This window comes from Leucobacter faecis (assembly GCF_054456635.2).
On record NZ_JBTJEP020000001.1, the window covers coordinates 239,200 to 252,577 of the forward strand.

The 13,378-nt window shown below is 65.4% G+C and carries 9 protein-coding genes; 5 read left to right on the top strand and 4 right to left on the bottom strand.

Going from position 1 to position 13,378, the window contains the following annotated elements; all coding sequences use genetic code 11:
- The first annotated feature begins 126 nt into the window (after positions 1-126).
- Positions 127-1,026, top strand: coding sequence for a DUF559 domain-containing protein (locus tag ACXR2T_RS01120; protein ID WP_458838034.1), 900 nt, complete (start codon positions 127-129; stop codon positions 1,024-1,026).
- Positions 1,027-1,123: 97 nt separating this feature from the next.
- Here the strand turns inward: ACXR2T_RS01120 and ACXR2T_RS01125 are convergent, their stop codons facing one another.
- The 3 genes from ACXR2T_RS01125 to ACXR2T_RS01135 form a co-directional block, all read right to left on the bottom strand.
- A complete protein-coding gene (locus ACXR2T_RS01125) occupies positions 1,124-2,392 on the bottom strand; it encodes an amidohydrolase family protein (RefSeq protein ID WP_458838033.1) in 1,269 nt (422 codons plus the stop codon).
- 91 nt (positions 2,393-2,483) lie between these two features.
- A complete protein-coding gene (hutU, locus tag ACXR2T_RS01130; protein ID WP_458838032.1) occupies positions 2,484-4,169 on the bottom strand; it encodes a urocanate hydratase in 1,686 nt (561 codons plus the stop codon).
- 126 nt (positions 4,170-4,295) lie between these two features.
- The gene (locus ACXR2T_RS01135) at positions 4,296-5,816 is read right to left on the bottom strand and encodes an APC family permease (RefSeq protein WP_458838031.1); all 1,521 of its coding nucleotides are present in this window, start codon (positions 5,814-5,816) and stop codon (positions 4,296-4,298) included.
- A gap of 219 nt (positions 5,817-6,035) precedes the next feature.
- Here ACXR2T_RS01135 and ACXR2T_RS01140 point away from each other — a divergent pair, with 219 nt between their 5' ends.
- The 4 genes from ACXR2T_RS01140 (at position 6,036) to ACXR2T_RS01155 (ending at position 12,116) form a co-directional block, all read left to right on the top strand.
- The gene (locus tag ACXR2T_RS01140; RefSeq protein WP_458838030.1) at positions 6,036-8,165 is read left to right on the top strand and encodes a DEAD/DEAH box helicase; all 2,130 of its coding nucleotides are present in this window, start codon (positions 6,036-6,038) and stop codon (positions 8,163-8,165) included.
- A gap of 43 nt (positions 8,166-8,208) precedes the next feature.
- On the top strand, positions 8,209-9,948 hold the full coding sequence (locus ACXR2T_RS01145) for a bifunctional 3'-5' exonuclease/DNA polymerase (protein ID WP_458838157.1): 1,740 nt from the start codon (positions 8,209-8,211) through the stop codon (positions 9,946-9,948).
- Between the two features lie 200 nt (positions 9,949-10,148).
- Positions 10,149-11,558 (top strand): APC family permease, encoded by a 1,410-nt coding sequence (locus ACXR2T_RS01150; protein ID WP_458815125.1) that lies wholly within the window; start codon positions 10,149-10,151, stop codon positions 11,556-11,558.
- Positions 11,559-11,567: 9 nt separating this feature from the next.
- Entirely contained in the window at positions 11,568-12,116 is a 549-nt protein-coding gene (locus ACXR2T_RS01155) for a YaeQ family protein (RefSeq protein ID WP_458838029.1), read from the top strand.
- Positions 12,117-12,163: 47 nt separating this feature from the next.
- On the opposite strand, the gene ACXR2T_RS01160 is transcribed toward ACXR2T_RS01155, so the two are convergent.
- Complete coding sequence (locus tag ACXR2T_RS01160) at positions 12,164-13,333, bottom strand: DmpA family aminopeptidase (protein WP_458838028.1); 1,170 nt, start codon at positions 13,331-13,333, stop codon at positions 12,164-12,166.
- Positions 13,334-13,378: the final 45 nt, after the last annotated feature.

A 13,378-nucleotide genomic window follows, 5' to 3' on the forward strand; every position in this document is an offset into this window, starting at 1 on the left:
AACTCGGTGAGGGCGCATAAGGTGTGCACACTGGAGTGTATGCCTCGTACACCTACTTCTGTTGATGCTCCGCCGGGCACTACCCACACGATTGCGGGCTGGGCACTTCTAGGGGTGACTCGTGAAATGCTGAAACACCCGAGATTTACGCGGGTGCGTCATGGGATTTATCGTCTACAGCAAGGCAATGAGCGCGGATATCGTGAAGATGAAATGCGGTACATGGCGCAGGGAATGCTGCCGTTGTTGCGTGTGGGGGAAGCGTTCAGCCATACGACAGCGCTGATCCTGAGAAGTGTGCCCATTATCGCCCCACTAGAAGTACACGTCACAGCGCCAAACCACATGAACCGGCCTCGAGTTCGAAATGTTGTTGGACATCGCAAACGAACCTCATTTCGCACAGTGCGTGACCGTGCTGGCTTGCCCTGTATGCCCGAGCTAGCAGCGCTCCTGCAATCGGCGGGCATGCTTAGCTTTGTTGAACTCGTGGTGGCACTCGACCACTTGTTAAAAGTGCAGGGCCCGCTCTCGAACCCCTTTTCGCTATTAACGCACGAGGAGATTGCGGCTGTGCTGTCGAAATGTTCCATGCCGCATGTAACGCGTGTTCGAGCAACGTTGCAAGTGTCGCGGGTGGGCGCAGAATCACGAATGGAAACTCTGTTGCACTTTGAGCTGGCCCGCATGGGGCTTGACGGACTGGAGATGCAGTCTGATGTCTTTGATGTGCAGGGTAACTGGATCGGCCGCTTCGACCAGGTCGATCACAAGAGAAAGCTGATCTTCGAGTACGACGGTGAGCAGCACCGCACAGATCGCTCCCAGTATCTCCGCGATGAATACAGACTGCAGCGTGCACGCGACGCTGGGTACACGGTTGTGCGGCTGCACTACGAAGATTTCTTCAGAGAAAACATCGACAGCACTCGCGCGCTGCTGTGTGAAAAATTGGGGCAAAACCCAAAGCCGCTCTCACCCGAACTCACTCGTCTGTTCGCTGAGTCTCCGTTCCCGGGTGTCTGAAAGCAGCCCATCCCGTACTGTGCGGCCAAAAGTGGGTGTTATGGGGCCCCATAACACCCACTTTTGGCCGCACGGTGAGGGCCAAGCTGCGAGCGCGCTACACCTCGCGCACTCCGCGCCGCCACACCGCCGTCGTGAGCGGCATGCCCGGGCGGTACGCGAGGTGGGTCACCGAGGGGGCCTCGAGTAGCTGCAGATCGGCGCGCGCCCCCACGCGCACGACGCCGATGGCAGGCTGCGCTGCGCCCCGCGGATCGCGCCAGCCCTCCTCGTGCATGCCAAGTGCGAGTGCGCCGCCGAAGGTTGCCGCCCGCACGGCCTCTTGAATTGTCAGACCCATCTGCAGCACCGCGGTAGCGACGCAAAACGCCATCGAGCTCGTGTACGAGGTGCCCGGGTTGCAATTTGACGCGATCGCAATCTGCGCGCCCGCGTCGACGAGCTGGCGTGCGGGTGCGAGCGGCATGCGGGTCGATAGGTCACACGCGGGCAGTACGGTCGCCACGGTGCCACGCACCGCCTCGGTGCCGTGTGCCGCTGCATTGTCGCGTGCCGCTGTACTGCCGGATCCCGTCCAAGACGCCGCGAGTGCTTCGATGTCTTCGTCGCTCAGGAACGCGACGTGGTCGACGCTGAGCGCGCCGTGCGCGACGGCGAGCTGTACCCCGGGGCCAGGTCCCAGTTGGTTGCCGTGCACGCGGGTGGCGAGCCCGACGCGGGCGGCAGCTTCGAGCACGCTGCGAGATGCAGCTTCATCGAAGGCACCTGTCTCGCAGAACACGTCGACGGCGCTCACGTACGGGGCAACAGCTTCGAGCATGGGCCCCGTGACGAGGTCTAGGTATGCGCCGGGGTCAGAACCAGCTGGTACGAGGTGCGCCCCTAAGAAGGTGACAGCGTCGACGTGCCGGCCAGCGATTTGTGCTGAGCGTACCTCGTCGGCCACCGTCAACCCGTAGCCCGTCTTTGTCTCGAGGGTCGTCGTGCCGCCACGACGGGCCTCGTCGACGAGGCGCTCAAGGTTGTGCTCGAGCGCGGCGTCAGAGGCCTCGCGCGTCGCGTTCACGGTGACGTTGATGCCGCCCGCGGCGTATGCCTCTCCCGACATGCGTGCTTCGAACTCGGCGGTGCGGTCGCCCGCAAACACCATGTGGGTGTGTGAGTCCACCCAGCCGGGCAGCACCGCACGCCCCGCCGCGTCGAAGCGTTCGTCGGCGGCCGGCGCCACAGCTGCCGCGCCCACCCATGCGATGCGGTCGCCCTCGATGACGACCGAAGCGTCGGTGAGGCGCGCCGGGGCGCCTGGCTCGCAAGCGTCAGCGTTCGTGGTGAGTTCGCCAATGTTGTCGATCAGTATTGAGGGCAATGGAGGTTCGCTTTCGGGGGTGGATTCTGCGACTCGCAAGCTCGCGCAGAATGACGGTGGCTGGGGTGCTCGCGCAGAATGACGGGAGGGGTTACTCGTGGCGAATCGTCGGCGTCATTGGCAGGCGCACCCCGCGCTCGGCCGCAACGTCTACTGCGCGCTGGTAGCCCGCGTCGACGTGGCGAATCACGCCCATGCCGGGATCATTCGTGAGCAGCCGCTCGAGCTTCTCGGCCGCAAGCGGTGTGCCGTCGGCCACCGACACCTGGCCCGAGTGGATCGAACGGCCAATGCCCACGCCGCCACCGTGGTGCAGCGACACCCAGGTCGCACCCGACGACGCTGCCGTCAGCGCGTTGAGTAGCGGCCAGTCTGCGATCGCGTCTGAGCCGTCGGCCATCGCTTCGGTTTCACGGTATGGCGATGCGACCGATCCGGAGTCGAGGTGATCGCGACCAATCACGATCGGGGCCGAGATTTTGCCCTCGGCGACGAGTTCGTTGAAGCGCAGCGCGGCGCGCTGGCGCTCGCCGTAGCCGAGCCAGCAGATGCGGGCGGGCAGGCCCTCGAATTCGACGCGTTCTTGCGCCGCGCGAATCCAGCGGCGCAGGTGCTCGTTCTCGGGGAACAGCTCGAGGATTGCCTCGTCGGTGACGCGAATGTCTTCGGGGTCGCCCGACAGCGCAGCCCAACGGAACGGCCCGAGGCCCTCGCAGAACAGCGGGCGAATGTAGGCCGGTACGAAGCCGGGAAACTCGAAGGCGCGGTCGTAGCCACCCTTGCGTGCCTCATCGCGAATCGAGTTGCCGTAGTCGAACACCTCGGCGCCCGCGTCTTGAAACTCGACCATGGCCTTGACGTGCGCGGCCATGGCCGCCTGCGCGTCGAGCGTGAACTGCTCGGGGTCTGCTGCCGCGCGTGCTGCCCACTCTTCGACCGTGTATCCGATGGGCAGGTACGAGAGCGGGTCGTGGGCACTCGTCTGGTCGGTGACGATGTCGATCGTGATCTCGCCGGCGCGGTGGCGGCGCAGAATCTCGGGGAACACCTCGGCGGCGTTGCCGACGAGCCCAACTGACCAGCCGCGCTTTTCGTCTTTCGCCTGCTGCACCTTCGCGAGCGCTTCGTCGAGATCGGTGACGACCTCGTCGAGGTAGCGCTTGCCTACGCGGCGCTGCATGCGTGACTCGTCAACGTCGACGATGAGGCACGCGCCGTCGTTGAGGGTGACGGCGAGCGGCTGCGCGCCGCCCATGCCGCCGCAGCCGCCGGTGAGGGTGAGGGTGCCGGCGAGGCTGCCACCAAAGCGTTTAGCGCCGATCGCCGCGAAGGTTTCGAACGTGCCCTGCAGAATGCCCTGGGTGCCAATGTAAATCCACGAACCGGCGGTCATCTGGCCGTACATCATGAGGCCCTCTGCCTCGAGCTTGCGAAACTCGGGCCACGTCGCCCAGTCGCCCACGAGGTTGGAGTTTGCGATGAGCACGCGCGGTGCCCAGACGTTCGTGCGAAAGACGCCCACGGGCTTGCCCGACTGCACGAGCAGGGTCTCGTCGTCCTCAAGGTCGCGCAGGGTGTCGACGATCGCGTCGTACGCCTCCCAGCTGCGGGCCGCGCGGCCGGTGCCGCCGTAGACGACGAGGTCGTCGGGGCGCTCAGCGACCTCGGGGTCGAGGTTGTTCATGAGCATGCGCAGCGGGGCTTCGGTCTGCCAACTCTTCGCTGAGATCTCGGTGCCGCGGGGGGCTTTGACGGGACGTGCGCCGGGGAGTGCCATGGTGTGGGCCCTTTCGAAACAGTGCGGCGGCGGTGCCGCGGTGCTTCTATCTCACCGCGTCACCGCCGCCTGTTCAATGCGCCCGGAAGCTCCTCTGTCTGGGATTCCGGATCCAGGGGGTGCGACCTATTCTGCCTGCAGATCTACCAGCTCGGTGTCGTAAGCTCCGGGCTCGGTGCCGTGGCCGATCTGGCGGTAGAGTGCGGGCTTGCGCGCCTTTAACACCAGCCCCCAGACGATGCCGACGATGCCGGCGGCAAAGATCATGCCGGGCAATATGTAGGTCGTCGCGTCGGGCTGTTCTTGATCGAGCATGAGCTGGAAGTTCGCGAGGATCATGATGAACACCCACAGCAGTGCCAGCCCTGAAATGGCAGGGGCGATCACCCGCGTCCAGAGCCCCAGGCCGCGCTGGTTCTTCATGAAGAACCCGATCACCGCGGCGGCGATAGCAGCCATGAGCAGCACAAGACCTGCCGCTCCCGTGTTGGTGAGCCACGTGAACATGGTGAGCACGGGATACAGGATCGCGTTTTCGCCGAGTGCAGCGGCGCCGCCAAACGCGTCACCTGCAAGCGCGAAGCCTGCTACCGCGACGAGGGCGATCACGGTCTGCGCGAGTGAGCCCGCCCACGGTGCACCCGCGGCCGACGTGCGCGCAAAGCCGCGGGGCAGCACGCCCTCACGGCCGAGCGAGTAGAAGTAGCGCGCGACCGCGTTGTGAAACGACTGCAGTGCCGCGAACAGGCTCGTGATGAACAGCAGCGTCATAATGTCTGCAAACAGCATGCTCGTGTGGTCGGTCATAAACACAAACATCAGATCGGGGCCGTGGGTGCGTGACGCTTCAACGATCTCCGACGGGCCAATGCCCACAGAAAAGGCCCACGCACTGAACGCGTAGAACAGACCGATAATTGCCACGGCGGCGTACGTGGCGCGGGCGACCGTGCGCTTGGGGTCTTTCGCCTCCTCGCCATAAATGGCTGCGCCCTCAAAGCCCATAAATGCGGCCACGCCAAACACGAGCACGATGCCGAGGGCAGGGCCGAACAACTCGGACGGGTTGAGTGTTGCCGTAGAGACGCCCTCAGGCGCTACCGAGAACGAAACGACATCGAAGATGATCACCACGAGAAATTCGAGTGCGACGAGGGCACCGAGCACCTTAGCCGAAAGATCGACGCGGTTGACGCCGAGCACGCCGACTACAACGATGCACAGTAATACCCAGATCCACCAGGGGGAAGCGAAGCCCAGCTTGGCCTCCAAGAAGAGCGAAAGCTGAAAACCAAACAGGCCGTAGATGCCCACCTGCATCGCGTTGTACGACACGAGCGCAATGAGCGAGGCGCCCACCCCGAGGGGCCTCCCGAGGCCCTGCGCGATGTAAGCGTAAAACGCTCCAGCATTGGTGACGAACCGGCTCATGGCGGTGTAGCCAACCGCAAACACGGTCAAGATGACGGCGATCAAAAGAAAGCCGAGGGGCACACCGAGCGATCCGGTGACGGCAAAAGAGGTCGTGACACCGCCGGCGACCACTGTAAGTGGTGCAGAAGCAGCGATAATCATGAGGGTGATGGCCGGGGCGCCGAGAGTACGCCTACTAAGACCGGGTTGTTGTGGAGGGGCCTGCTCACTCATGGGGGAGTCCTTTCTGAGGCTTCATTGCCGTGCGCGAATGGGTCGCCGAAGTTGACCGTGCGCACTTGTTCATTTGAGCGTAAGCCGAGGAATGCCCGGGGTGCTTGGTTCTGCGCGCACGAGCGGTGATTTTGAGTGCAGTAAGCGAGCTGCCAAGGGGCGAGTGCATGAATAATCGTTGTCACGCCAAGTGTTCAGGTAAATCGGGGGTAGACTAGTATGATGACCTCTTCTGAGAATGCCACATCAGGCGAATCCGCTGTCCCTTCAGAAACCGAGGGTGAGCGCATTACATTCGCCGACCTCGGTCTCTCTGCTGAAGTTCTTCAGGCCGTTACCGACGTGGGCTACGAGACCCCGTCGGCAATTCAGGCCGCCACCATCCCTGTATTGCTTGAAGGCCGTGACGTTGTCGGCCTCGCACAGACTGGAACCGGTAAGACCGCAGCGTTCGCGCTGCCCGTCCTCTCGCGCATGACGCCCGGTGCTGGTGTGCCGCAGGCGCTTGTGCTTGCCCCGACTCGTGAGCTCGCACTGCAGGTGTGTGAAGCGTTTGAGAGCTACGCGACACACCTGCCGCAGGTCAACCTGCTGCCCGTATACGGTGGCCAGGCCTACGGCCAGCAGCTGTCGGCTCTGCGCCGCGGCGTTGATGTTGTTGTCGGCACCCCCGGCCGCATCATGGACCACCTGAAGCGTGGCTCACTCGATCTCACCCAGATCAAGTACCTCGTGCTTGACGAGGCAGACGAGATGCTCAAGATGGGCTTCGCAGAAGACGTCGAGACGATCCTCGCTGATACTCCCGACGACAAGCAGGTCGCACTGTTCTCGGCCACCATGCCGTCACAGATTCGCCGCATCTCGCAGCAGTATCTGAAGGACCCGCAAGAGATCAAGATTGCTGGCAAGACGCAGACCAGCCAGAACATCACGCAGCGCTACATCGTCGTGTCGTACACGCAGAAGCTCGATGCGCTTACCCGCGTGCTCGAGGTTGAGGACTTCGACGGTCTGATCGTGTTCACCCGCACCCGTGGTGACTCCGAGCAGGTCGCAGAGAAACTGCGCGCGCGTGGCTACTCGGCCGCCGCTATTAACGGTGATGTGCAGCAGGCTCAGCGCGAGCGCACCGTGCAGGCCCTGAAGGACGGCAAGCTCGACATTCTGGTCGCCACCGACGTCGCTGCACGCGGCCTCGACGTGGAGCGCATCAGCCACGTTGTGAACTACGACCTGCCGATCGACGTCGAGTCGTACGTGCACCGTATCGGCCGCACCGGCCGCGCGGGCCGCACGGGCGACGCGATCAGCTTCGTCACCCCGCGTGAGCGCCGTCTGCTGAAGCAGATTGAAAAGACCACGAAGCAGACCCTCACTCAGATGCCGCTGCCCGGCATTGAAGAGGTCAACGCGACGCGTCTGTCGCGCTTCGATGACGAGATCACGGCGGCCCTCGGCCGCACGGGCCGTATCGAGCGGTTCCGCGAGATCATTCAGCACTACGTGAAGCACCACGACGTTCCCGAGATTGATGTGGCTGCTGCGCTCGCAGTTGTCGCACAGGGTGCGACACCGCTGCTGCTGTCGGCTGAAGACGATCGCAAGTTTGATCGCGACCGCAAGCAGGCCGCGAACTTCTTGGACGACAGCAGGGACCGTCCTGAGCGTGAGAAGCGCGAGCGCGGCCCGCGCCGCGACGACCTCAAGAGCTACCGCATCGAGGTGGGCCGCCGCGACCGCGTGCAGCCCGGTCAGATTATTGGCGCTATCGCCAACGAGGGTGGCCTCACCCGCGATGACTTCGGCCGCATTCAGGTGCGCGACGACTTCTCGCTTGTTGAGCTGCCCGCGGATCTCTCAGCAGAGACTCGTGCAAAGCTCCAGGACACGCGCATCAGCGGCAAGGCCATTGAGCTGAAGGAAGACCGTGGCGGCGGGGGGTCGCGCGGCGGCTATGACCGCGGCGGCGATCGTGGCGGCTCGCGCAGCGGCGGCTACGGCAACGACCGCGGTGGCCGTGGCGGCGACCGGGGCGGTTACAACAACGATCGCGGTTCGCGTGGTGGTTACGGTAACGACCGTGGCGATCGCGGTGGGTACAACAACGACCGCGGCGACCGTGGCGACCGGGGCGGTTACAACAACGATCGTGGTTCGCGTGGTGGTTACGGTAACGATCGTAATGATCGTGGCGATCGTGGTGGCTACAACAACGATCGTGGCTCACGTGGCGGCTACGGCAATGATCGTGGCGACCGCGGCGGTTACGGCAACGACCGTAACGATCGCGGCGGCCGTGACTTTGGTGGCGACCGCGCAGACGGCAAGCGCAAGCCGCGCTGGTAACCCTACGGGGTACCAGCGCGCGTAGCGCGATACTCAGATGACGATGCGGTGGTGCGCCCTCGGCCAAAGTGCCGACGGGCGCATCACTGCGTTAGGGCTCGACGCAGCGGCGAGCGAAATATCGCGCACAGAGTTCGCGCCCGCAGACCTCGACGAGTTTGTGCGCACCACCGAGGCCAGGCACAGTCCGCGCTGGGTCTGGAATGACACTGCCCGCTGGCTGCCGGGCCTCTTACGGCGCGGCCTGCGCGTCGCGCGCTGCCACGACCTCCGGCTCGCGCACGCCATTCTCGTGCGCTCCGAGCTCGTGCCCGACGCCCGCGCACTGCGCGCTGCAGCGGCGTGGGACGTGGGGCCCGAGGACCCCGATCCGGAGCCGAAACAAGCGACACTTTTTGAGCTCGAAACGCCCCGAATAACGGCGGTGCCGCAGGGTATTTCTGAGACGGTGGCCGAGTTCGAACGGCAGCGGGCCGCCCTTGCCGCGTCGCCCGGGCAGCTGGCGCTGCTCGTGGCGGCCGAGTCGGCGGGCGCGCTCGTCGCGGCCGAGCTGCGTGCGGCCGGGGTGCCGTGGGACGTAACCGAGCATGAACGTATTTTGCAAGAGGCCCTGGGGCCGCGCGTGCCCGCGGGGGCGCGGCCCGAGAAGATGGCGGTACTCGCGGCGCGGATCGGACAGCTGCTGGGCGACCCGGGCGTCAACATCGATTCGCCGCCGAAGCTGCTGCAAGCGCTGCGCGATGCAGGCCTCGACGTGCACTCGACGTCGCAGTGGGAGATCGCAGACGTAGAGCACGCGGCGATCGAGCCGCTGCTGCGGTACAAAAAGCTGTCGCGGCTCTACACCGCGAACGGCTGGAACTGGATCGACGAGTGGGTGCGTGACGGGCGTTACCGGCCGGTGTATATTCCAGGCGGTGTCGTGACCGGCCGCTGGGCGTCGAACGGCGGCGGCGCGTTACAGCTGCCGCGGCTACTGCGGCCCGTGCTGCGTGCAGACCCCGGTTGGGTCTTGGTGTCGGCTGATGTGGCGCAGCTCGAGCCGCGGGTGCTCGCGGCGATGGCGGGCGACCGCGCGATGGCGCGAGCGGGCGCTGGCACCGACCTGTACGCAGGCATCGTCACGAGCGGTGCGGTCGCCACCCGGCAGGAGGCCAAGATCGCTGTGCTCGGCGCGATGTACGGTGCCACCACGGGTGATAGCGGTCGGCTCGTGCCTCGCCTGCGCAAGAGCTTTCCGGCCGCAATGCGGCTCGTCGACGCTGCGGCTGAGACGGGGGAGCGCGGCGGGGTCGTGTCGACGTGGCTCGGGCGCTCATCGCCCCGGCCGGATCCCGCGTGGTTCGAACTACAGGCGCGCGCGAACGCCCCTGCCGCGACGGCCGCGGACGAGCGCAATGCCCGCAGGGTCGCCCGAGACTTCGGGCGCTTTACGCGTAATTTCGTGGTGCAGGGCACCGCGGCCGAGTGGGCGCTCGCGTGGATCGCCGACCTGCGGCTGCGGCTGGGCGAGCTGCCCGCTCTCGATGAGCAGCCCGCGGCGGTGGGCGCGGCGGGCGCGCCCTCCGCGGCGCGGGCCTCGGGGCCCGCATTCGCGCACAGGCCACACCTGGTGTTCTTCTTGCACGACGAGATTATTGTGCACACCCCTATCGCGCTCGCAGACCGAGTCGTCGCGGCGGTCACGGCCGCAGCAGGCTCGGCGGGGAAACTGCTGTTTGGTGATTCGCCGGTCGATTTTCCGCTCGACGTGCGGGTGGCCGAGCGCGCCGCAAAAGACTAGCCACAAGGGACGTCGTAACCTCCCGGCAACAAGCGTCGCGCTAAACTGAGGGTTGCCGAAAAGCATTTCGAAGAAGAAGCGCAGCGTCGCCACCCCTTCTTCGCTGTTGAGCCATGAGTGCTTCGTACGCGCCACCGCGCGGCAGATCACTCAGGTGTGCCCAGACTTCTCAGAGTCAAGCCCCGCAACAGGAGACCCACGTGAATCTCACGCTTAACCGCACCCTCGGTGTGCCCGGCATCGTTTTTATGGTGATCGCGGCGGCCGCGCCCATCACCGTTGTCGCTGCCAACTTTCCCATCATCATTGGTATTTCGGGCTCGGTGGGGGTGCCCACGATGGTGCTCGCCGCCACCGCTATTCTGCTGTTGTTCGCAGTGGGGTATACGTGGATGTCACCGCGGGTACCCGACGCCGGCGCGTTTTACTCGTACGTGCATCGCGGGCTGGGCAGGCGTCTGGGGTTGGGCACCGCCGCCATCGCGCTGTTCAGTTATGTGCTGCTTACGGTCTCGATGACCTGCTACCTCGGCGTGCAAACCGGCAACCTGATCAATCTGTGGCTCGGTGTCACCCCACCCTGGTGGTTGATCTCGGGCATCATGCTGCTCATTGTGGGCGTGCTGGGCTACCGCGACATTGAGCTCTCTGCGAAGGTGCTGGGCGCGGTGCTCGTGCTCGAGGTCGTGGCGGTGCTGGCGATCGATCTCGGCGTGCTGTTCAACGGTGGCAGCCTTTCGGCGGCTCCGCTCAATCCAGCCCAGGCGCTTGTCGGGGCCCCGGGGCTCGGGCTCCTCTTCGCGTTTCTGGGGTTCTTTGGCTTCGAGGCTACGGCCGTATTTCGCAATGAGGCCAAGGATCCGGATCGAACGGTACCGCGCGCGACGTACATCGCCGTGATCACGATCGGCGCCCTGTACTTTGTGTCGTCGTGGCTCGTGATCTCGGGGCTCGGGGCAGGCGAAGCCGTTGCGCTCTCGAACGAGGCGCCCGACAGTGTCGTGATCGACCTCGCAGGAGCCGTTGTCGCCCCCATTGTCGCCGACCTGGTGCAGGTGCTCGTGGTCACCAGCATGTTTGCCTGCATGCTGTCGTTTCACAACATCGTGACCCGTTACCTCTTTACCCTCGGCCAGCGCGGTGTGCTGCCGGGAGCGCTTGCCGAGGTGCACGCAGCCCACCGGGCGCCTTCGCGTGCCTCGCTCTGGGTGAGCATTGTGACCTCGGCGGTGGTGCTCGTCTCGGCGCTGGGTCAGCTCGATCCGGTCACCCAGATCTACACCTGGTACTCGGGGGCGGGTGCCGTGGGCGTGATCTTCATGATGGCCCTCACGAGCGCCGCGGTGCTCGCCTTTGGCGGGCGACGGGGCGTGGCGGGCGGTGCGGCGCCGCGTGCGGTGCTCGTAGCGAGCGTGCTGGGCGGATTGGGGCTGTGTGCGGTGCTTGCGATCTCGGTGTGGAACCTGCCTGTGCTGGTGGGCGGGGTGCTCGAATCTCTGATCTGGGGCGGCGCGCTCGTGGTCGTGTTTGTGGCCGGTGTCATGCATCCTGAGCGCGAGGCCGAGCTCGATGCACGCCTACGAGAGGAAGCGGCAACGCTCGGCCGGTAGGCTTGACACATGGCAATAGGCGCGACGATTCACACCTTTGATGTGCAGCTGGCAGACGTGGATCGTGGGGTGTACGAGGACTTCTCACTGCGCGTGGCGCGGCATCCCTCTGAAACCGACGCGTACATGGTGACGCGCCTGCTCGCGTACTGCCTCGAGTACGAAGAAGGCATCACATTTGCGGCGGGCGGGGTGTCTTCGACCGACGAGCCGGCGGTGCTCGTGCGCGATCTGACCGGCCACATCACCGCGTGGATTGAGATCGGTGCGCCCGACGCCGCGCGGCTGCACTTCGGCAGCAAACTGGCCGACAGGGTGGCGGTGTATACGCATCGCGACCCTGCGAAGCTGCTCGCGTCGTGGGCGGGTAAGACCATTCACCGCTCAGAAGAGATCACCCTTCGTTCATTTGACCCGGGCTTCATTGACCTGGTGGTGGCCGAAGTAGGCCGACGCAACACGCTTTCGGTGTCGCGCACTGAGGGACAGCTCTATCTTGAACTGGGCGGCACATCGCTTTCGAGCGAGGTGCGCGAACACCCGGGGGCCGCTTCCTAGTACCGGGTGTCCGCCGCATGCGTAGCCAGCGAGCGCTCTCAAGACTGTTACCGAGCGGAACCGAAGGCTGCGCGCACCTCATCGTGGGGCAGCGCGTAGCTGAGGTGGCCAGCTCGTCCCTCCATGTCGCGGGCCGCAACGAGCGCGTTTACCACGGCCTCCTCTGTCGCTTCGACGACGGCCTCGAAGAAGGCATCGATCGAGCCCCACGCGACGTGCGCAAGCGATTCGATCCGGATCCCATTGCCGGCCATCTTCGAGCCGAGCGCGCCCTCGTTCGCGGTTGAGAACGCGAGAAAAATGTCGCCCGAGAAATGGCTGCCGGTCGTGCCGGTGCGGGCGAGGCCGAGCGGCACGCGGCGGGCGAGCGCCTCGCACTGCGCGGGCAGCAGCGGGGCATCGGTGGCAACCACCACGATCACGCTGCCCGCACCGCCCGCCGCCTGCAGGCCCGCGCTGGCTTCGCGCTCAAACCAACCGCTCGTCTCCATGGGGTTGGGGGCGGCCGTGGTGCGGCCGAGCGGCTGGCCCGCGATGCGCAGCTCCTTGCGTGAGCCAAAGTTGGCCTGCATCAGCACGCCCACCGTCCACGCATCGTCGCCCGACCGTACGACGCGTGATGCGGTGCCGGTCCCACCCTTGAACCCGTAACAGTTCATGCCGGTGCCGCCGCCAACATTGCCCTCAGTGACGGGGCCAGAGCGTGCGTTATTGAGTGCCTGCGCGGCGTGCTCCGGTGTGACCGAGGGGGCGTTGATCGAGTTCAGATAGCCGTCCCACGTCTCACCGACGACGGGCAGCATCCAAGCGGCGGCGCTTGTCGGGTGGTGCTCGGCCATCCATCGGTCGACGCCCGAGTGTACGGCACCCACGGCGTGCGAGTTGGTGATCGCGATGGGGGTCTGCAGCTGGCCCGACTCCTCGATCCAGCTGCGGCCCGTCAGCTCGCCGTTGCCGTTGAGCACCGCGATGCCCGCGGCGCACGGTTCGCCCGCACGCCCGCGACCGCGGGGCAGGATCGCCGTGACGCCGGTGCGCGCGACGGGGGCGTCGGGCTCATCACCGATGATCGTAACGAACCCAACCTCCAGGCCGGCAACGTCGGTGATGGCGTTGTGCGGGCCCGGTGTGCCGTCGAACGGCACCCCCAGGTCGCGTGCACGCGTGCCTACGACAGGGGCGGTGCCGGCGAGGTTAGAGAGCTCATCATTGAACAATGTTTAATCCTTTCGTTGGTGCCTATGCTAGTCAAGTCACCGCCT

Bases quoted from the DNA above. Each gene is read 5' to 3' on its own strand.
- ACXR2T_RS01120 (WP_458838034.1), top strand. From the start codon at position 127: ATGCTGAAACACCCGAGATTTACGCGGGTGCGTCATGGGATTTATCGT.
- ACXR2T_RS01155 (WP_458838029.1), top strand. From the start codon at position 11,568: ATGGCAATAGGCGCGACGATTCACACCTTTGATGTGCAGCTGGCAGAC.
- ACXR2T_RS01135 (WP_458838031.1), bottom strand. From the start codon at position 5,816: ATGAGTGAGCAGGCCCCTCCACAACAACCCGGTCTTAGTAGGCGTACT.
- hutU (WP_458838032.1), bottom strand. From the start codon at position 4,169: ATGGCACTCCCCGGCGCACGTCCCGTCAAAGCCCCCCGCGGCACCGAG.
- ACXR2T_RS01145 (WP_458838157.1), top strand. From the start codon at position 8,209: ATGCGGTGGTGCGCCCTCGGCCAAAGTGCCGACGGGCGCATCACTGCG.
- ACXR2T_RS01140 (WP_458838030.1), top strand. From the start codon at position 6,036: ATGATGACCTCTTCTGAGAATGCCACATCAGGCGAATCCGCTGTCCCT.